Genomic DNA, 17,897 nt, shown 5'->3' with positions numbered 1-17,897 from the left:
CGCCCCGATGACCTCGGGGCGTTTTTGTGTGTGTCATTTGAGAATGTCGGGGGCGCTGCTTTGCAGCCCCAAAATCTGCCGGGTAAAACAGATATCCAATGTGTACTGCGCTACCCCAGTAACATTGCGTGTAAGCCTTTTCTTACTTGTTTTGTAAGCTATCTATGCAAGTCGCAGTAAATCATTGTCGTTTTCAGCCCCTGTATTTTTACAACCCATTGAAAAGCATGGCTTATTCGGTTGTGAGGAAATGTGTTCCCTGCAATACCTTGTGAGGTCTCGCGCTTGCCCGCCCGGCTGAACCCGCTAGTATTCGAACTGTGCACAGGGACATGCACAGGCATTCAGGACGAAGGCCAAGGACATCGCAAGAAGCGATTTCATCAGGAAGATGTTTGGGACAAGCAGGGACTACGGAAAAAAATGTGGGCGGGTCAAACCGCCCCTTTTTTTTGTCTGCAGAAAAACAAAAAAGGCCCCGAGCAGACTGTGTGAAAACCTAGCATTCTGCCCGGCCCTTTAAGAGAATGCTCCGTATCGGAAGATACGGAGCATTTTTCGTTATGGCCTACATACAAGGAGAGTCTCGCAGCCAGACCAGTCTGTTCCCGGTCTCGCTGGAGGAGCTGATCCCGGAAGATCACCTCGTACGGGTCATTGACCTGTATGTCGCCAGGCTCGACCTGGGCCAGCTCGGCTTCGAAAAAGCGCAATCCAAGGCCATAGGGCGCCCCGCCTACGACCCCGCCGATCAGCTCAAGCTCTACCTCTATGGCTATTTTCAGCGCATCCGTTCCTCGCGGCGTTTGGAAGCCGAGTGCCAGCGCAACATCGAGGTGATGTGGCTGATCAACCGGCTCAAACCTGACTTCAAGACCATCGCTGACTTTCGCAAGAACAACAAAGCCGCTTTCGTTGCGACGTGCCGGGCGTTTGTACAGTTCTGCCGAACCGCCGGTTTGATTGCTGGTGACTTGGTTGCCATCGACGGCAGCAAGTTTCAGGCGGTCGCTTCCCCCCGGCGCCATTTGAACCTGAGTCAACTCAAGCGTCAGGATGAGAAACTGGACAAGCGGATCGCCCAATATCTGGCTGATCTGGATGCCGCTGACAAGTCTGAGGGCGAGCAAGTGGTCGATCGCACTGCGATCAAAGCGGCCTTGGCGAAGCTTGAGGCCAAGCAGCAAGACAACCGCACTTGCCAGGCCTTGATGAAATCAATGGGGCTGGAGCAATTCAACACGCACGAAAGCGATGCCCGCATGATGCGCACTCCCAAAGGAGCGCGGGTTGCCTATAACGTGCAGACCGCCGTTGACGCAGAACACTGCCTGATTTTGCATCACGAGGTGACGCAAGAGGGCGATGATCGCAAGCAGCTTGAACCCATGGCTAAAGCGGCCAAGGCTGAGCTGAAACAGAAAGCGCTGACCGTTACAGCTGATATGGGTTACTCGAATGGCCAGCAGTTCCAGGCATGTGAGGAAGCCTCCATTACCGCGTACGTTCCGCCAAACCGAACCTCGAACCCAGGCGGTGAGGCATTATTCGAGCGCAAGGACTTTACCTACGACGCCGAACAGGATCGGTACCAGTGCCCGGCAGGGCAGTGGCTAACGCTGAAGCAGCGTCACAAGGGCGACCGGATCTACCAGGCGGCGATCAGTGATTGCGCCGGGTGCACGCTGAAATCCCAATGCACGACGGCCAAGCGCCGCTATGTCTCGCGCCACGCTCAAGAGGAAGCCTTTGAGCGTATGGCGCAGCGGATGCAGATGCATCCAGAGATGATGGAACGGCGCAGATCCATCGTGGAGCACCCGTTTGGCAATCTCAAACAATGGCTGTTTGGCAACGGGCGCTTCCTGCTGCGACAACTCGCAGGCACAAGAGCTGAAATGGCTCTCGCTGTGACCGCTTACAACCTCAAGCGGGCGATTAGTGTCCTGGGTGCCAAGCAAATCATGCAACTGATGGGCTGAAGGGCCTTTTTCAGCACAAAAACAAACGCCCCGAACAAGTCGGGGCGTTTGGTATAGGGCCTACCAGTGCGTTTTCACACAGTCTGCGAGGGGCCTTTTTCGTGTCCGGGGGCTATCAGCGCTCCAGGTCTGCAATCTTGCCAGTCTTGCCGTCCCACTCTTCAGCGTCAGGCAGGGCATCCTTGCGCTCGGTGATGTTTGGCCAGACTTCCGCCAGTTCGGCGTTCAGCTCGATGAAGTTCTCCATCCCGGCAGGGATTTCGTCTTCCGAGAAGATGGCTTGCGCCGGGCATTCCGGTTCGCACAGCGCGCAATCGATGCACTCGTCCGGGTGAATGACCAGGAAGTTCGGGCCTTCGTAGAAGCAGTCCACCGGACAGACTTCCACGCAGTCGGTGTATTTGCATTTGATGCAGTTGTCGGTGACGACGAAGGTCATTTCTAGTTCTCTCCTCAGGCGACGGCGGCGGCCCTTCCTCTCAGGGCCGCGCGGTTTACAGGTATGTGGCTGCAGGCCAGGCTAATAACCTGCAGCACCAGCAAACCGCGGCGGATTCTACCAGCTTGTAGTGGGCGCCGTTATAACAGGTTCTTTAGTTGATATAGCATTTCGATAGCTTGGCGCGGGGTCATGTCGTCCAGCTGCAGCTTGCCCAGCTTCTCGATGGCCGGGTGTGGCAGGCTGGCGAACAGATCGCTCTGGTGCGGTACTTGTGGCACATCCCTGGCCTTTTCGGCCGGGGCGTGTTCATGCGGCAGGCTGGTGGTTTCCAGGCGCGCCAGGTGTTCGCGAGCACGCTGGATCACGACCCCCGGCACCCCAGCCAGTTGTGCCACGGCCAGGCCGTAGCTCTGGCTGGCAGGGCCAGGCAGTACATGGTGCAGGAACACGATGCGCTCGTTGTGCTCGGTTGCATTCAGGTGCACGTTGGCCACCAGCGGCTCATTCTCCGGCAGCACGGTGAGCTCGAAGTAGTGGGTGGCGAACAGGGTATAGGCGCGCAACTGGGCCAGGCGCTCGGCGGCAGCCCACGCCAGCGACAGGCCGTCGAACGTACTGGTGCCGCGGCCCACTTCGTCCATCAGCACCAGGCTGCGGTCGGTCGCGTTGTGCAGGATGTTGGCGGTTTCGCTCATCTCGACCATGAAGGTCGAACGCCCGCCGGCCAGATCGTCGCTGGAGCCGATGCGGGTGAAGATGCGGTCGACCAGCGACAGTTCGCAGCTGGCCGCCGGCACGAAGCTGCCGATGTGCGCCAGCAGCACGATCAGGGCGGTCTGGCGCATGTAAGTGGACTTACCGCCCATGTTCGGGCCGGTGATGATCAGCATGCGCGTGCTGTTGTCCAGGCCCAGGTCGTTGGCCACGAACGGCGTGGTCAGTACCTGCTCCACGACCGGGTGGCGGCCTTGCTCGATACGCAGGCACGGCTCGTCGACGAAGCGCGGGCAGTTCAGGTCGAGGTTCAGCGCACGTTCGGCCAGGTTGCTGAGCACATCCAGTTCGGCCAGGGCGGCGGCGCTGTCTTGCAGCGGCGCCAGGTGGCTGATCAGGGTTTCCAGCAGGGCGTCGTAGAGCATCTTCTCACGGGCCAGGGCGCGGCTCTTGGCCGACAGCGCCTTGTCCTCGAACACTTTCAGCTCGGGGGTGATGAAGCGCTCGGCGCCCTTGAGGGTCTGACGGCGGATGTAGTCGCCCGGCGCCTGCTCGGCCTGCTTGGTCGGCAGCTCGATGAAGTAGCCGTGCACGCGGTTGTAGCCGACCTTGAGGTTGGCAAGGCCGGTGCGGGCCTTTTCACGGGTTTCCAGGTCGATCAGGAACTGGCCGGCGTTCTCGCTGATCGCCAGCAGCTCATCCAGCTCGTTGTCATAGCCGGTCTTGAGTACGCCGCCGTCGCGGATCACCGCTGGCGGGTTGTCGATGATCGCCCGCTCCAGCAGGCTGGCCAGCTCCGGATAGGTGCCGGTAATGGCCGCCAGGCGCGCAAGGTGCGGCGCCTCCAGCTCGCTCATGGCATTCTGCAGTTCGGGCAAGGCACCCAATGCATCGCGCAGGCGCGCCAGGTCGCGAGGGCGGGCATTGCGCAGGCCGATTCGGGCGAGGATCCGCTCGATGTCGCCAATTTCTTTCAGCTGCGGCTGCAGCTTCTCGAAGCTGTAGCTGTCGAGCAGGCAGCGGATCGAGTCCTGGCGTGCCTGCAATACCTTGAGGTCGCGCAACGGGCGGTTCAGCCACCGGCTCAGCAAGCGGCTGGCCATGGCAGTCTGGCAGCGGTCGACCACCGATTGCAGGGTGTTGTCACGCCCGCCCGCCAGGTTGACGTCCAGCTCCAGGTTGCGACGGCTGGCGCCATCGAGGATGACCGTGTCGTCCAGGCGTTCGTGGCGCAGGCTGCGCAGGTGCGGCAGGGCGGTGCGCTGGGTTTCCTTGGCGTAGGTCAGCAGGCAGCCGGCGGCGCCGATGGCCAGGGTCAGCTTGTCGCAGCCAAAGCCCTTGAGGTCCTTGGTCGCGAACTGCTGGCACAGGGCCTTGCGCGCCGAATCGCGGTCGAAGTCCCACGGCGCACGGCGGCGGGCGCCCGGGCGTTTTTCGGCGGGCAGGTCGCGTGGCCAGTCGTCAGGGATCAGCAGCTCGACCGGGTTGAGGCGCTCAAGCTCGGCCAGCAGGTTCTCCCAGCCTTTGATTTCCTGCACGCTGAAATTGCCGCTGGTGATGTCCAGCACGGCCAGGCCGAACAGGCGTTCGTCACCAAGCAGCGCGGCAATCAGGTTGTCGCGACGCTCGTCCAGCAGCGCCTCGTCGCTGACCGTGCCTGGGGTGATGATGCGCACCACCTGGCGCTCCACCGGGCCCTTGCTGGTGGCCGGGTCGCCAATCTGTTCGCAGATCACCACCGATTCGCCCAGCTTGACCAGCTTGGCCAGGTAGCCTTCCAGCGAATGGAACGGAATCCCGCACATGGGGATGGACTGGCCGGCCGACTGACCGCGCGCGGTCAAGGTGATGTCCAGCAGTTTCGCGGCCTTCTTCGCATCTTCGTAGAAGATTTCGTAGAAGTCGCCCATGCGGTAGAACATCAGCTGGTCCGGGTGCTGGTTCTTCAGCTTCCAGTACTGCTGCATCATCGGGGTGTGTGCGGAAAGATCTGACATTCAGGGCCTTACAGCGGGTGATCTGGTTGGCGATGGTAAACCCGCAATGGTACAGGCTTTTTTGTTGCGATGCAGGCGCAGGCTTCGGGGCGTGTGCGCGTAGCCTGGTGGGCAATGGTGGAGCTGCGCGGCGTTACCCTCTAGAATGCGCGCCCCTTGACGAACGCCTGTAGCCGTGACCTGCACGATGAATGTGTCCAGCCCTGTCCCTCATGTAAAGCAACAGCTGATCTACCTCCTGTACGGCGAGCGCCGTATCTATCAGCTGGAGGCCAAACTCAGCATCCTCACCGCCGTGGCGCGCTGCAAGCCGGCAGAGCTACCGGTGATCCGTGTGCTTACCGACCAGCCACAGGCCTTTGTCGGCTGGCCGGTGGAAGTGATCACCCTGGACGAGCAGACCCTGCAGGCCTGGACCGGTGACGGCGGCTACACCCACCGGCGCAAGGCCTGCGCCATTGCCCAGGCCGGGCAGTGGGCGGACAAGACCGTGTTCATCGATACCGATACGGTGTTCCTGCAATCGCCGCTGAAGCTGTTTAGCCAGGTCGATGCCGGGCAGTTTCTGGTCGATGAAGTGGAAAAGAGCTGGGCCGAAGCTTCGCGCCACAGCGACTACCTTCGCTTCAGCGCAGGGCTCGACGAGGCAGGAAATGCGCCGGCTGATGATTTGCGGCTGTGCAACAGCGGGGTCATGGGTTTCACCCGCTGCAATGTAGGCATTGCCGAACGCGCCATCCCGCGGATCGATGCCTGGACACCTTATACCGATGACCTGCACACCATCGAACAGATCGCCTTTTCTTTCGAGTTGCATGGGGCGCAGGTCAATGAAGCGCGTGGCGTGATCAGCCATTACTTCGCGATGAAGCAGTACGTACATGCCATCCTGGAAATTTTCTTCGCCAGGCACGGCGAGGGCTTCCATCCACAGATGCCAAGGCTGGCCCTCAAGGTGCCGGCACATCGCCCTGTTCCTTCGTGGCTGGCGCGGCTTTCGGTGAAGTGGAGCCTCAAGCGTGTGCCTCGGGAGCTGCGTGGCATCGGCCGCAAGCTGCTGTACGGCAGTGTGATGAGCGGCGACGACTACCAGCGTGCCTGCAAGGTGATCTGGTGGCGTTCGGCGATTGATGACATGCGCAAGCAAGGTGGTATCGACTGGAACCAGGAATGGCCGGCAGGGCTGCCGCGCCTGGGGCGGCGTGACCAGCGTGCGTTCAGCGAAATGGCCCGGGAGAGCCTGAAGGTTTCCTGAGCCAGGGGCCGCGACAGGGTGATAGGGTAGAGATTAGCCTTCCAGGAGCCCGACATGGACCCGATCACCACACTTGCCACCCGCCTGGGTGAACACCTGCGCCGTTTCAATGCACAGGTGGCTACCGCCGAATCCTGCACCGGCGGTGGCATTGCCGAAGCCATCACCCGTATACCTGGCAGCTCGGCCTGGTTCGAGGTTGGCTACGTGACATATTCCAACGCCCAGAAAACCCGCCTGTTGGGCGTGCCCGAGGCCTTGTTCGGCCAGGTGGGCGCAGTAAGCCAGGAAGTGGTCGAAGCCATGGTACGCGGTGCCCAGGCCGCCAGCGGCGCGCGCTTTGCCGTGGCGGTGAGCGGCGTGGCCGGGCCAGACGGTGGTTCGCCAGCCAAACCGGTAGGTACCGTATGGCTGGCCTGGGGTGACGGCAACCGGGTGTTCAGCGAGCGCCGCCAGTTCGAGGGTGACCGCGAAGCGGTGCGCCGACAGACGGTGAGCGCCGCGTTAGACGGCTTGTTACAGCTTGGTGCCGAGTAAATCGACGACAGGGGTTTGCGCGAGCGCCTGCCTGTGGAATAATACTGGCTACTTATACAGGTATTCCGGCCATCAGGGCCAAGTCGAACACGTGAGGATTTCAATGGACGACAACAAGAAACGCGCCTTGGCTGCGGCCCTGGGTCAGATCGAACGCCAATTCGGCAAAGGCGCAGTCATGCGCATGGGTGACCAGGAGCGCCAAGGCATTCCGGCCATCTCCACCGGCTCCCTTGGCCTGGATATTGCCCTCGGCATCGGCGGCCTGCCAAAAGGCCGTATCGTCGAGATCTATGGCCCGGAATCGTCGGGTAAGACCACGCTGACCCTGTCGGTCATCGCCGAAGCCCAGAAAAGCGGTGCCACCTGCGCCTTCGTCGATGCCGAACACGCCCTCGACCCTGAGTACGCCGGCAAGCTGGGCGTCAACGTCGACGACCTGCTGGTCTCGCAGCCGGACACCGGCGAACAGGCCCTGGAAATCACCGACATGCTGGTGCGCTCCAACGCCGTTGACGTGATCATCGTCGACTCCGTGGCCGCGCTGGTACCCAAGGCCGAGATCGAAGGCGAAATGGGTGACATGCACGTGGGCCTGCAGGCTCGCCTGATGTCCCAGGCCCTGCGCAAGATCACCGGTAACATCAAGAACGCCAACTGCCTGGTCATCTTCATCAACCAGATCCGTATGAAGATCGGCGTGATGTTCGGCAGCCCGGAAACCACCACCGGTGGTAACGCCCTGAAGTTCTACGCCTCGGTGCGTCTGGACATCCGCCGTACCGGTGCGGTCAAGGAAGGCGACGAGGTGGTCGGTAGCGAAACCCGCGTCAAGATCGTCAAGAACAAGGTTTCGCCGCCTTTCCGTCAGGCCGAGTTCCAGATTCTGTACGGCAAAGGTATTTACCGTAATGGCGAGATCATTGACCTGGGTGTGTCCCAAGGCCTGATTGAGAAGTCGGGTGCCTGGTACGCCTACCAGGGCAACAAGATCGGTCAGGGCAAAGCCAACGCTGCCAAATACCTGGCCGAGAACCCGGCTATTGGTACCGAGATCGAGAAGCAGATTCGTGAGAAGCTGCTGAAAGCCGGTGCTGCCGCTGAAGCCAACAAAGCTGCCGCCGTTGATGCCAGCGCCGACGATGTGGCTGACGCCGAAGCCGGTTATTGATTGCGCGGTAGATAGCCAATATGTCCGCCGTACTCGACACCCCCGTCGCCATTCGGCGGACAGCCATGGACCTGCTCGCGCGACGTGAGCACGGTCGCGTCGAGCTGACGCGCAAGTTGCGTCAGCGCGGCGCTTCGGATGAGCTGATCGAGCCTGAGCTCGACCGGCTCGCCGAAGAAGGGCTGCTTTGCGAAGCCCGCTACCTCGAAAGCTTCATCAGGTACCGTTCCAGCGCTGGCTATGGCCCTTCGCGTATTCGTGAGGAGCTGGGCCAGCGTGGCCTGGCGCGTGCTGATATCGAGCAGGCATTGCGCGAGAGCGAGGTGGACTGGCGCGAGCGCATGCGTGATGTGTGGCAGCGCAAGTTTGCCGGGCAGCACCCGCAGGATCCGCGCAGCCGTGCCCAGCAAACCCGTTTTCTGGCTTACCGGGGTTTCCCCATGGACATGATCGGCCGCCTGCTCAGTGGACGTGATCTCGACGATTACTGACCACCAGATCTGCAGTTGTAGGCGGTCTCGCATGGTTAAGGTCTGACTTGAAATCAGAAAGCTGACGCAATCCATGTGGGAGCGGGCTCGCCCGCTCCCACAGGTGCAGTGCAGCAAGCGAATCTCAAGCGGCATCAGCTCACCTTCAACGCCTCCCTGGCCCGCTGCGTGGTATGCATTGGCTGAGGCTTGGCCCAGTTTTCCGGCAAGTTGATGAAATCCACCAGCTCGCGCAGCCGGCCCTGGTCGCGGCCATTGAAGGCGAATGACAGCCGGGTCAAATGGTTGAAGTTGCCCACTTCATGTTCGGCACTGCTATCCGCTTGCTGGTGATACTTGCCACTCAGGCGCAAGTCGGCAAAGCCTTCCTGAATATCAAACAGCGCTGCTTCGCTGAGCGGGTGGTGCATGCGGATCACGAACTGGTTCTTCAGCCAGCGGCTGGAGTGGTAGTTGCTGTAGAACTGGTTGATTTCCTCCACGGCCTCATCGGCACTGTGCACCAGGCGCACCAGCTTCAGGTCGCTGGGCAGGATGTAGCGGTTTTCTTCCAGCTGGCGGCTGATGAAGTCCAGGCAGTCGCGCCAGAAGCTGCCGCCGGGCGAGTCCAGTAGCACCACCGGCACCAACGGGCTCTTGCCGGTCTGGATCAGCGTCAGCACTTCGAGCGCTTCGTCCAGGGTGCCGAAGCCGCCCGGGCACAGCACCAGGCCATCGGCCTCCTTGACGAAGAACAGCTTGCGGATAAAGAAGAAATGGAAGGGCAGCAGCTTGTCGGTGCCGCCCACGGTGGGGTTGGCGTGTTGCTCGAAGGGCAGGGTGATGTTGAAACCCAGGCTGTGGTCGCTGCCAGCGCCTTCGTGGGCGGCAGCCATGATGCCGCCGCCGGCACCGGTGATGACCATCAGGTCGGAGCGCGCCAGGGTAGCGCCCAACTCGCGGGCCAGGGCGTACATCGGGTGCTCCAGCGGGGTGCGTGCCGAGCCGAACACGGTCACCTTGCGCCGGCCCTTGTAGCGCTGCAGGGTGCGGAACGATTGGTCCAGTTCGCGCAGCGCCTGCAGGGTGATCTTGGCACTCCAGCGGTCGCTGTCGTCATGGGCCATGCGCAGGACGGTCAGCATCATGTCGCGGTACAGCGGCAGGTTGGGGCTGTCGGGGGCTACCAGTTGAAGTTGTGCGTCGATGTTGCTCAGGTCGATGTTGTTGTCACGGAAGTGGCTGAACAGCAGTTCATTCGCTTGGTAAGGCATGCAACGTCTCCTTCTGCACCAATACCTCTGACCTCAATCTAGACCCTTGCGCAGGATCGTGCCGGGCTGTTTGGCGCAGCCGCCCGTCGGTATGTGGCCACCGGCAGCAGGGGTTTGGTTAACTGGTAAAGCGAAACGTATCGATGCAGGAGGTGGCGGTATGCATCGCTTGATCATCGAGATTGACCGGCAGCTCTATCAGCAGCTGGAAAGTGCGGCTCAGGTGCATCACTTGAGCCTTGAGGACGAGTGCTGCCGCAGGTTGGCGGGGCTGGAGTGCCAGTCGCGCTACTTGCAGGCGTTATTGGCCGAGATGCGCGCCGATGCGGCCGAAGGGCGCTGGCGCGCCCGCGAGGACGAAAAGGTATAGCTTGAACGGCTGCTGTTACTTCTTCTTGTTGCCGGCCACGCAGCTGGCACTGTCGAATGCCTGGTCCATGATCGGCTGGTTGGTCTTGTACACCGTGAAGCGATAGACCATGACCGCGCCCTTGGACATCAGGTTGCGAAAGCCGCTGTTGCGGCACACGCTGTCGCCCAGCTGGCTGCGTACCTGCGCGGGATTGGCCTGCATGCGCTCGGCATGGCTCTGGCGTACGCTCAGGTGGTTGACCAGTGCCTTGCCTTCCACGGTGTAGCCTTGGTCGAGGATGTCCTCGTTGATCGCGCGCGGGGTACCGACGCTGCTTTCTTTGGCAACCTTCTGCAATGTCCTGTTCAGGTCGTAATCCTGCTTGGAGGCTGCCTGGGCTGCCAGGGGCAGAGCGAGTAGCAGGCTCAGGGCGGGGACGATAAGGCGCAGCATGAATCTCTCCTGGTTCGATGACTGGCGCTTTGACATGCGCCGGTCGACGGCGTTCCGTGAAAGTCGCGCGAGCGCGAGGTTCGGGCACGGTAAGCGTCGATTATAAGGGGCACCTCGCCAGCTGCACAGTAAATGGCCCCTGTTCTGCTAAACTGGGCGTCTTGTTTTTTCCGAGTCATCCTTGTGCCCATTTCCTACCTGTCCAGAGGCCTGCCGGCATGAGCCACGCGGTAGCGCGGCTGCGCGCCGAACGCCTGGCCCGCAGCAACAAGCCTTTCATCGCCCGTGGCTCGCGTGCCGAGCGCTGCGCGGATTGCCGGGTCATCGCCACCCATTGCCTGTGTGCCTGGAAGCCTCGGGTGCAGGCCGAGTCTGGTGTGTGCCTGCTGATGCATGACACCGAACCGTTGAAGCCCACCAACACCGGCTGGCTTATTGCCGACCTGATCGAAGACACCTGGGCCTTCGGCTGGCAGCGCACCTCGGTCGACGAGCGCTTGCTGGCCCTGCTGGACGACCCGCGCTGGCAGCCCTATATCGTCTTCCCCGGTGAGTTCGTGGCCGAGCAGCGGGTAGTCAGCGAGGTGGTGCGCGAGCCGGGCAAGCGCCCGCTGTTCATCCTGCTGGATGCCACCTGGACCGAAGCCCGCAAGATGTTCCGCAAAAGCCCGTACCTGGACCGCTTTCCGGTGTTGAGCCTGCAGGCCGAGCAGATGTCGCGCTATCGCCTGCGGCGCTCCAAGCGCGACGATCACTTCTGCACGGCAGAGGTCGCAGCCATGTGCCTGGACCTGGCCGGCGACAGCCAGGCCTCGCAGGCGCTGGATGCCTACCTGGATGTGTTCAGCCTGCATTACCTGAGCGGCAAGCGGCGCCTGCCGCTGGATGATCAGGACGACACCCATCAGCGTTTGCATACCTTCCTATAGTCCAAGGGGCACAACCCCTGCTTTGGTTCATAATGACGGGGCTGGCAGCCAGGGGGGCGAGACGGCAGGGCGAATGGCTTGACCACCCTTGACCGTGCTCGACATCCTTGGCGCCGATTCCCCGCCGGGCGCTTCTCTTCCCCGAGCGTCTGGCATAGAACAGGATCCTTAGATCGATGGCCACTTACGAAATCCTGATTGCCGATGACCACCCGTTGTTTCGTGGCGCCCTGCGCCAGGCCGTTACCCTCGGCCTGGGCCCGGATGTGCGCCTGGTCGAAGTCGCGAGCATTGCCGAACTGGAAACCCGCCTGAGCGAAAAAGCCGACTGGGACCTGGTGCTGCTGGACTTGAACATGCCGGGTGCTTATGGTTTTTCCGGGCTGGTACTGCTGCGCGGGCAATACCCGCAGATCCCTGTGGTGATGGTGTCGCACAGGAGGAGGCCGCGGTGGTGGTCAAGTCCCGCGAGTTTGGCGCCAGTGGCTTCATTCCCAAGTCCAGCACCCTCGAAGTGATCCAGGATGCCGTGCGCAAGGTGCTCGATGGCGAGGTCTGGTGGCCGCCGCAGGCGTTCGAAAAGGTCGATGTCTCGGCCGAGGCCAAGGCCGCAAGCGAGGGGCTGGCCAGCCTCACGCCGCAGCAGTTCCGCGTGCTGACCATGGTCTGTGAAGGCCTGCTGAACAAGCAGATCGCGTATGAACTGAGTGTCTCCGAGGCCACGATCAAGGCCCACGTGACCGCAATATTCCGCAAGCTGGGCGTGCGTACCCGCACCCAGGCCGCGCTGCTGCTGCAACAACTTGAATCGGTTGCCAGCAACTGACTGCGCGTGGCTTCACGCTTTTTTGACCCGAGCCGGTCTAGTCTGCTGGCCTTTCTGTTGTGAAGTGACTCACATGACATCGCCATTCAAGGGCCAGACCGGCCTGAAACGTATCTTCAACGCCGCCGGCTACTCGCTGGATGGCCTGCGTGCCGCCTTCAAGGGTGAGGCCGCATTCCGCCAGCTGGTGCTGCTTAACGTGCTGCTGATCCCGATTGCCTTCTGGCTGCCGGTCAGCCGTGCCGAGCGGGCGATCATGATTGCGGTGTGCCTGTTGGGGCTGATCGTCGAGCTGTTCAACTCGGCGGTGGAGGCGGCCATCGACCGTATCTCGCTGGAGCGCCACCCGCTGTCGAAAAACGCCAAGGACATGGGCAGCGCCGCGCAACTGGTGGCACTGACCATGGTGGCGTTGGTGTGGGGTGTGATCCTGCTTTAAGCGATCGGCGGCAGCACGATTTCATCACTGCGGGTATAGCCCGCAGTGAAGTTGCGGCACAGCTCCAGAAACTCGCGCATGGCCGAGGTCTGGTACTTCTGTTTGTGCCAGATGAAATAGAACTGGCGCATCAGGTCCAGTTCCGGGGTTTCCACCGGTACCAGGCTTCCCCGGCGGAAGGCGTCCCGCAGGGCCAGGCGCGAAATGCAGCCAATCCCCAGGCCCGACTCCACCGCGCGTTTGATTGCTTCAGTGTGTTCCAGCTCCAGGCGGATGTTGAGGTTGGCGCGGTGGTGGCGCATGGCCTGGTCGAAGGTCAGGCGCGTGCCTGAGCCTTGCTCGCGTAATATCCACGCCTCTTGCGACAGGCTTTCGATATCAGCCCGGCCCGGCTTGGCCAGTGGATGCTGCGGCGCGCAGAACACCACCAGTTCGTCCTCGACCCACGGCTGCACTTCCAGGTCGGGGTGGTTGCAGTCACCTTCGATTAGACCCAGATCAATTTCGTAGTGCGCGACCTGTTGCACGATATGCACTGTGTTCTGTACATGCAGCTTGACCTGGCTTTCCGGGTGGGTCTGCATGAAGCTGCCGATCAGCAGGGTGGCCAGGTAGTTGCCGATGGTCAATGTGGCGCCGACCGCCAGCGAACCGAAACCGGACTTGCCGTTAAGCAGGTCTTCGATTTCCTTGGCCTGGTCGAGCAGGGCCACCGCCTGTGGCAACAGTTGATGGCCCAGGGCGTTGAGCGCCAGGCGCTTGCCGGCACGGTCGAACAGCTGGCAGCTCGATTGCCGCTCCAGTTCGGTGATGGAAGTGCTGGCGGCCGACTGCGACAACGCCAGCAGGCTAGCGGCCCGGGAGACGCTTTGGTGCTGTGCGACGGCGACGAAGACTTGCAGTTGACGGAGTGTGAATCGCATATCGATATAACCGATAACACATATCTTGATAATCCAGTTAACAGATATTGTCGCTGCCCCTAAACTATCGCGCAACTGCGCGTTTTGCGCGCCGCGTTTTTCTTCAGGAGCCCCATCGATGAGCAACATGAACCACGAACGTGTCCTCAGTGTGCACCACTGGAACGACACCCTGTTCAGCTTCAAGTGCACCCGCGACCCGGGGCTGCGCTTCGAGAACGGTCAGTTCGTGATGATCGGCCTGCAGCAGGAAAGCGGCCGTCCGCTCATGCGTGCCTATTCCATCGCCTCGCCGAACTGGGAAGAGCACCTGGAGTTCTTCAGCATCAAGGTGCCTGACGGCCCGCTGACCTCGCAGCTGCAGCACCTGAAGGAAGGCGATGAGATCATCATCAGCAAGAAGCCTACTGGTACCTTGGTGCTCGACGACCTGAACCCGGGCAAGCACCTGTACCTGCTGAGCACCGGCACTGGCCTGGCGCCGTTCATGAGCGTCATCCAGGACCCGGAAACCTACGAGCGCTTCGAAAAAGTGATCCTGGTACACGGCGTGCGTTACGTGAACGAAGTGGCCTATCGCGAGTTCATCACCGAGCACCTGCCGCAGAACGAGTTCTTCGGTGAGTCGGTCCGCGACAAGCTGATCTACTACCCGACCGTGACCCGCGAGCCTTTCGAAAACCAGGGTCGCCTGACCGACCTGATGCGCAGCGGCAAGCTGTTCAGCGACATCGGCCTGCCACCGATCAACCCGCAGGACGACCGTGCGATGATCTGCGGCAGCCCGAGCATGCTCGACGAGACCAGCGAAGTGCTGGACAGCTTCGGCCTGAAAGTCTCCGCCCGCATGCGCGAGCCGGGTGACTACCTGATCGAGCGTGCCTTCGTCGAGAAGTAAGACGCAGGCTGGTACTAGAAGGCGACCCCCGGGTCGCCTTTCTTGTGCCGATGATTTTTGCATTGCTTGTGCCGGCCTTTTCGCGGGCTCGCCCGCTCCCACAGGTTCTGCACAGGGTTCAGGAACTGTGCAGTACCTGTGGGATCTGGCTGCCGGCGATGAGGCCGGCCCCTATTCGACGCGAGTCTCGCCGCTGTACACCAGAATCTCCCGGCAGCGTTTGCACAGGTACCGCCGCCCCTGGCGCACCAGCTTGTGCCGCTGTGCGGTAAACGGGAAATCACCCTGCGGGCAAGGGCAGCGGTAGATGTAGCGGGTTACCACGCGCCGTTGCACTTCATAGTTGTGGCAACGGTTGGGTGGCAGCTCATACACCCCGCGCATGATCAATTGCCACTCTTCGCCATGGGCCTGGATGCGGTCGCCAAACAACTGGTGGGCCACCAGGTGCGCCACTTCGTGGGCAACGGTCTGGCGCAGGAAGTCTTCCTGGTTTTCCCGGTAAAGCTGCAGGTTGAAGCGCAGCAGGTTCTCGTGCAGGTGGGCGACGCCGGCTTTTTGCCCGCGCAGCTTGAAGCTGACTTCCGGGCGCGGGAAGGGGCGTTTGAAAAAGGTTTCGGCTTGCTGGTAACAGGTTTCGACGCGTTGTTTGAGCAGCTCGGGCATGGTGGGGCGGTTCTCCTGACCGGGCATTATGCCGCAAGCATCGGCGGCCTGCCGTGCCACCGGTCTGCGCACAGCCAGAGGCCGCCTTGCGGCGGCCCCTGGTTGATGCCCCAGTGTTGGTTGAGTGTGTTCTAGTTGGTGTAGACGGGCCCCACGCCCAGTCCCCAGATAATTACCGTGGCAGCCATGATCGCCACCAGTACCACAAGGCCCACTGCCAGCACCGAGCTGGAGAACAGGAAGCCTTCGTCGGACGGTATATTCATGAACGTCGGCAAGCCGACGTACAGCAGGTACACCGTGTAGCAGATAGCAGCAGTGCCGATCAGCATGCCCAGCCAAAGGTGCGGGTACAGCGCCGCCAAGCCGCCGATGAACAACGGTGTGGCGGTGTAGGTGGCAAAGGCGATGCACTGCGCCATGGACGGATTGGCATCGTAGGTGCGGGCCATCCAGTGGATGAACGCGCCCATTACCGCCACACCGCCGAGCATGGCCAGGTACGACATGATGCTCATCCAGATGGCGCTTTCCATGGTGAGCATCACGGCTGGCCGGTCACCGATTACCCAGCCCACCTGGGTAGTGCCGATGAATGCGGAAACGGCAGGGATCGCCGCCAGGATCAAGGTGTGCGTCAGGTACATGTGGCTGATGGTTTCTTCTTCGCCACGAATTTCCCGCCATTCCTGATCGGGATGGGTAAACAGCCCCACAACGTGATGAATCATGCCGATCACTCCTCTCAATGTTGCCAAACGCCCCCCAGATGGAGCGCAAGCGGCCCGAGGCCCGAACACCGATGCAAGCGGTAATGTGGCCTTATGTCGCAGTATAGGAAGCGGTTACCGGCACGAACCGTGCTTTTTAGAGCAAATTGCGCTGTCAGGGGGCCTGTTGATTACATCGAAGTCTTTATCGGAATGCCTACAGCGATGCTGCGTTTGTGCGTAAAATAGCCGGCTTTTGTCACACCTCGCGGATCCAAGCGCTATGGGCACCCTCTCGGTCAACCAGAACAAACTGCAAAAACGCCTGCGTCGTCTCGCCGGCGAAGCCATCACCGACTTCAACATGATCGAGGATGGCGACAAGGTCATGGTCTGCCTGTCTGGCGGCAAGGACAGCTACACCATGCTCGACGTTCTGTTGCACCTGCAGAAGGTGGCACCGATCAAGTTCGAGATCGTCGCGGTGAACATGGACCAGAAGCAGCCAGGCTTCCCTGAGCACGTGCTGCCGGCCTACCTCAAAGAGCTGGGCGTCGAGTACCACATCGTCGAGAAGGACACCTACTCGGTGGTCAAGGAGCTGGTACCCGAGGGCAAGACCACGTGTTCCCTGTGCTCGCGCCTGCGCCGTGGCACCCTGTACACCTTCGCCGACGAAATCGGCGCGACCAAGATGGCGCTGGGGCACCACCGCGACGATATCGTCGAAACCTTCTTCCTCAACATGTTCTTCAACGGTGCGCTCAAGGGCATGCCGCCGAAGCTGCGGGCCGACGACGGCCGCAATGTGGTGATCCGCCCGCTGGCCTACTGCAGCGAGAAGGACATCCAGGCCTACTCGGACATGAAGGAATTCCCGATCATCCCGTGCAACCTGTGTGGCTCGCAGGAAAACCTGCAGCGCCAGGTGGTCAAGGACATGCTGGTGGAGTGGGAGCGCAAGCACCCGGGCCGTACCGAGAGCATCTTCCGTGCCCTGCAGAACGTGGCGCCGTCGCAACTGGCCGACCGCAACCTGTTCGACTTCATCGGCCTGAAGATCGACGAAAACGCCACGCCGCGTTTCCTCGACGTGCTGAACATCTGAGCCCATGCGCGATTACCAGTGGCTGCATGAGTACTGCCTGAACCGCTTTGGCTCGGCCCAGGCGCTGGAGGCCTTCCTGCCGCAACCGCGCACAGCTGTGCAACTGCGCGGTATCAGCGACGACCGCTACCTGTCGACCCTGGCCCTGCGCGTGTTCCGCGCGGGGCTCAAGCACAGCCTGGTGGATGCCAAGTGGCCGGCATTCGAGCAGGTGTTTTTCGGCTTCGACCCGGAGAAGGTCGTGCTGATGGGCGCCGAGCACCTGGAGCGGCTGATGCAGGACGAGCGCATCATCCGCCACCTGGGCAAGCTCAGGAGCGTACCGCGCAATGCGCAGATGATCCTCGACGTGACGAAGGAGAAGGGCAGCTTTGGCGCTTTCATCGCCGACTGGCCGGTGACCGACATTGTCGGCTTGTGGAAGTACCTGGCCAAGCACGGTAACCAGCTGGGCGGGCTGTCGGCGCCGCGCTTTTTGCGCATGGTTGGCAAGGATACCTTCATCCCTACCGATGACATGGCGGCGGCGTTGATTGCACAGAAGGTGATCGACAAGCAGCCGACCAGTCAACGCGACCTGGCCTTGGTGCAACAGGCGTTCAACCAGTGGCATGAAGAAAGTGGGCGGCCGCTGTGCCAGTTGTCGGTGATGCTGGCACATACCGTCAACCATTGAAATTTGTGTCGGCCTTTTCGCGGGCATGCCCGCTCCCACAGGTCCAGCACAGGCCTCAAGTGGGGCGCGATCCCT

18 protein-coding genes and 1 pseudogene are annotated in these 17,897 nt (G+C 61.4%); 12 read left to right on the top strand and 7 right to left on the bottom strand.

The window, feature by feature from the left end; translation table 11 throughout:
- The first annotated feature begins 563 nt into the window (after nucleotides 1-563).
- Nucleotides 564-1,982 (top strand): IS1182 family transposase, encoded by a 1,419-nt coding sequence (locus PP4_RS20885; protein ID WP_016498256.1) that lies wholly within the window; start codon nucleotides 564-566, stop codon nucleotides 1,980-1,982.
- Nucleotides 1,983-2,097: 115 nt separating this feature from the next.
- Here the strand turns inward: PP4_RS20885 and fdxA are convergent, their stop codons facing one another.
- On the bottom strand, nucleotides 2,098-2,421 hold the full coding sequence (fdxA, locus tag PP4_RS20880) for a ferredoxin FdxA (RefSeq protein WP_012270863.1): 324 nt from the start codon (nucleotides 2,419-2,421) through the stop codon (nucleotides 2,098-2,100).
- A gap of 140 nt (nucleotides 2,422-2,561) precedes the next feature.
- The gene (gene mutS / locus PP4_RS20875) at nucleotides 2,562-5,135 is read right to left on the bottom strand and encodes a DNA mismatch repair protein MutS (protein WP_016501142.1); all 2,574 of its coding nucleotides are present in this window, start codon (nucleotides 5,133-5,135) and stop codon (nucleotides 2,562-2,564) included.
- A gap of 187 nt (nucleotides 5,136-5,322) precedes the next feature.
- Between mutS and PP4_RS20870 the strand changes: the two genes are divergently transcribed.
- The 4 genes from PP4_RS20870 to recX all read left to right on the top strand — a co-directional run bounded on the left by PP4_RS20870 (nucleotide 5,323) and on the right by recX (nucleotide 8,589).
- A complete protein-coding gene (locus PP4_RS20870) occupies nucleotides 5,323-6,390 on the top strand; it encodes a hypothetical protein (RefSeq protein ID WP_016501141.1) in 1,068 nt (355 codons plus the stop codon).
- A gap of 54 nt (nucleotides 6,391-6,444) precedes the next feature.
- Entirely contained in the window at nucleotides 6,445-6,927 is a 483-nt protein-coding gene (locus PP4_RS20865; protein WP_016501140.1) for a CinA family protein, read from the top strand.
- A 103-nt stretch (nucleotides 6,928-7,030) separates the two neighbouring features.
- Nucleotides 7,031-8,098: a recombinase RecA gene (recA, locus tag PP4_RS20860; RefSeq protein ID WP_016501139.1), complete on the top strand. Its 1,068-nt coding sequence runs from the start codon at nucleotides 7,031-7,033 to the stop codon at nucleotides 8,096-8,098.
- A gap of 20 nt (nucleotides 8,099-8,118) precedes the next feature.
- Nucleotides 8,119-8,589, top strand: coding sequence for a recombination regulator RecX (gene recX / locus PP4_RS20855; RefSeq protein ID WP_016501138.1), 471 nt, complete (start codon nucleotides 8,119-8,121; stop codon nucleotides 8,587-8,589).
- A 134-nt stretch (nucleotides 8,590-8,723) separates the two neighbouring features.
- Here recX and PP4_RS20850 read toward each other — a convergent pair whose 3' ends face one another.
- On the bottom strand, nucleotides 8,724-9,842 hold the full coding sequence (locus PP4_RS20850) for an LOG family protein (protein ID WP_016501137.1): 1,119 nt from the start codon (nucleotides 9,840-9,842) through the stop codon (nucleotides 8,724-8,726).
- A 160-nt stretch (nucleotides 9,843-10,002) separates the two neighbouring features.
- Between PP4_RS20850 and PP4_RS20845 the strand changes: the two genes are divergently transcribed.
- On the top strand, nucleotides 10,003-10,212 hold the full coding sequence (locus tag PP4_RS20845) for a hypothetical protein (RefSeq protein ID WP_016501136.1): 210 nt from the start codon (nucleotides 10,003-10,005) through the stop codon (nucleotides 10,210-10,212).
- Between the two features lie 15 nt (nucleotides 10,213-10,227).
- On the opposite strand, the gene PP4_RS20840 is transcribed toward PP4_RS20845, so the two are convergent.
- Nucleotides 10,228-10,647 (bottom strand): quorum-sensing-regulated virulence factor family protein, encoded by a 420-nt coding sequence (locus PP4_RS20840; protein WP_016501135.1) that lies wholly within the window; start codon nucleotides 10,645-10,647, stop codon nucleotides 10,228-10,230.
- A 218-nt stretch (nucleotides 10,648-10,865) separates the two neighbouring features.
- Here PP4_RS20840 and PP4_RS20835 point away from each other — a divergent pair, with 218 nt between their 5' ends.
- The 3 genes and pseudogenes from PP4_RS20835 to PP4_RS20825 all read left to right on the top strand — a co-directional run bounded on the left by PP4_RS20835 (nucleotide 10,866) and on the right by PP4_RS20825 (nucleotide 12,841).
- Nucleotides 10,866-11,576 carry a tRNA-uridine aminocarboxypropyltransferase gene (locus PP4_RS20835; RefSeq protein ID WP_016501134.1) on the top strand — a complete coding sequence of 237 codons (711 nt, stop codon included), beginning with the start codon at nucleotides 10,866-10,868 and terminating at the stop codon, nucleotides 11,574-11,576.
- A 176-nt stretch (nucleotides 11,577-11,752) separates the two neighbouring features.
- Nucleotides 11,753-12,402 (top strand): annotated as a pseudogene (gene erdR / locus PP4_RS20830) (response regulator transcription factor ErdR).
- Nucleotides 12,403-12,475: 73 nt separating this feature from the next.
- Nucleotides 12,476-12,841 (top strand): diacylglycerol kinase, encoded by a 366-nt coding sequence (locus tag PP4_RS20825; RefSeq protein ID WP_010952700.1) that lies wholly within the window; start codon nucleotides 12,476-12,478, stop codon nucleotides 12,839-12,841.
- Here the strand turns inward: PP4_RS20825 and finR are convergent.
- Nucleotides 12,838-13,764, bottom strand: a complete 927-nt coding sequence (gene finR, locus PP4_RS20820) for a LysR family transcriptional regulator FinR (protein ID WP_016501131.1) — start codon at nucleotides 13,762-13,764, stop codon at nucleotides 12,838-12,840. The genes PP4_RS20825 and finR overlap by 4 nt on opposite strands.
- 118 nt (nucleotides 13,765-13,882) lie before the next feature.
- On the opposite strand from finR, the gene fpr reads away from it, so the two are divergent.
- On the top strand, nucleotides 13,883-14,662 hold the full coding sequence (gene fpr, locus PP4_RS20815) for a ferredoxin-NADP reductase (protein WP_016501130.1): 780 nt from the start codon (nucleotides 13,883-13,885) through the stop codon (nucleotides 14,660-14,662).
- 171 nt (nucleotides 14,663-14,833) lie between these two features.
- Here the strand turns inward: fpr and PP4_RS20810 are convergent, their stop codons facing one another.
- A complete protein-coding gene (locus PP4_RS20810) occupies nucleotides 14,834-15,328 on the bottom strand; it encodes a SprT family zinc-dependent metalloprotease (RefSeq protein WP_016501129.1) in 495 nt (164 codons plus the stop codon).
- A gap of 131 nt (nucleotides 15,329-15,459) precedes the next feature.
- A complete protein-coding gene (locus tag PP4_RS20805; protein ID WP_016501128.1) occupies nucleotides 15,460-16,059 on the bottom strand; it encodes a Yip1 family protein in 600 nt (199 codons plus the stop codon).
- 262 nt (nucleotides 16,060-16,321) lie between these two features.
- Here PP4_RS20805 and ttcA point away from each other — a divergent pair, with 262 nt between their 5' ends.
- Nucleotides 16,322-17,146 (top strand): tRNA 2-thiocytidine(32) synthetase TtcA, encoded by an 825-nt coding sequence (gene ttcA, locus PP4_RS20800; RefSeq protein ID WP_016501127.1) that lies wholly within the window; start codon nucleotides 16,322-16,324, stop codon nucleotides 17,144-17,146.
- Nucleotides 17,147-17,150: 4 nt separating this feature from the next.
- The gene (locus PP4_RS20795) at nucleotides 17,151-17,822 is read left to right on the top strand and encodes a DNA-3-methyladenine glycosylase I (RefSeq protein ID WP_016501126.1); all 672 of its coding nucleotides are present in this window, start codon (nucleotides 17,151-17,153) and stop codon (nucleotides 17,820-17,822) included.
- The last annotated feature ends 75 nt before the right edge of the window (nucleotides 17,823-17,897 follow it).

This window comes from Pseudomonas putida NBRC 14164 (assembly GCF_000412675.1).
GTDB lineage: Bacteria > Pseudomonadota > Gammaproteobacteria > Pseudomonadales > Pseudomonadaceae > Aquipseudomonas > Aquipseudomonas putida.
Note: the sequence above shows the minus strand (reverse complement) of the source record. Positions and strands in the feature narration are given on the sequence as shown.

Excerpts from the sequence above, each read along its gene's own strand:
- recA (WP_016501139.1), top strand. The coding sequence starts at position 7,031 with ATGGACGACAACAAGAAACGCGCCTTGGCTGCGGCCCTGGGTCAGATC.
- PP4_RS20825 (WP_010952700.1), top strand. The coding sequence starts at position 12,476 with ATGACATCGCCATTCAAGGGCCAGACCGGCCTGAAACGTATCTTCAAC.
- PP4_RS20885 (WP_016498256.1), top strand. The coding sequence starts at position 564 with ATGGCCTACATACAAGGAGAGTCTCGCAGCCAGACCAGTCTGTTCCCG.
- fdxA (WP_012270863.1), bottom strand. The coding sequence starts at position 2,421 with ATGACCTTCGTCGTCACCGACAACTGCATCAAATGCAAATACACCGAC.
- finR (WP_016501131.1), bottom strand. The coding sequence starts at position 13,764 with ATGCGATTCACACTCCGTCAACTGCAAGTCTTCGTCGCCGTCGCACAG.
- fpr (WP_016501130.1), top strand. The coding sequence starts at position 13,883 with ATGAGCAACATGAACCACGAACGTGTCCTCAGTGTGCACCACTGGAAC.
- PP4_RS20845 (WP_016501136.1), top strand. The coding sequence starts at position 10,003 with ATGCATCGCTTGATCATCGAGATTGACCGGCAGCTCTATCAGCAGCTG.
- PP4_RS20795 (WP_016501126.1), top strand. The coding sequence starts at position 17,151 with ATGCGCGATTACCAGTGGCTGCATGAGTACTGCCTGAACCGCTTTGGC.
- PP4_RS20850 (WP_016501137.1), bottom strand. The coding sequence starts at position 9,842 with ATGCCTTACCAAGCGAATGAACTGCTGTTCAGCCACTTCCGTGACAAC.
- mutS (WP_016501142.1), bottom strand. The coding sequence starts at position 5,135 with ATGTCAGATCTTTCCGCACACACCCCGATGATGCAGCAGTACTGGAAG.
- PP4_RS20835 (WP_016501134.1), top strand. The coding sequence starts at position 10,866 with ATGAGCCACGCGGTAGCGCGGCTGCGCGCCGAACGCCTGGCCCGCAGC.
- PP4_RS20840 (WP_016501135.1), bottom strand. The coding sequence starts at position 10,647 with ATGCTGCGCCTTATCGTCCCCGCCCTGAGCCTGCTACTCGCTCTGCCC.
- recX (WP_016501138.1), top strand. The coding sequence starts at position 8,119 with ATGTCCGCCGTACTCGACACCCCCGTCGCCATTCGGCGGACAGCCATG.
- ttcA (WP_016501127.1), top strand. The coding sequence starts at position 16,322 with ATGGGCACCCTCTCGGTCAACCAGAACAAACTGCAAAAACGCCTGCGT.
- PP4_RS20865 (WP_016501140.1), top strand. The coding sequence starts at position 6,445 with ATGGACCCGATCACCACACTTGCCACCCGCCTGGGTGAACACCTGCGC.
- PP4_RS20810 (WP_016501129.1), bottom strand. The coding sequence starts at position 15,328 with ATGCCCGAGCTGCTCAAACAACGCGTCGAAACCTGTTACCAGCAAGCC.
- PP4_RS20805 (WP_016501128.1), bottom strand. The coding sequence starts at position 16,059 with ATGATTCATCACGTTGTGGGGCTGTTTACCCATCCCGATCAGGAATGG.
- PP4_RS20870 (WP_016501141.1), top strand. The coding sequence starts at position 5,323 with ATGAATGTGTCCAGCCCTGTCCCTCATGTAAAGCAACAGCTGATCTAC.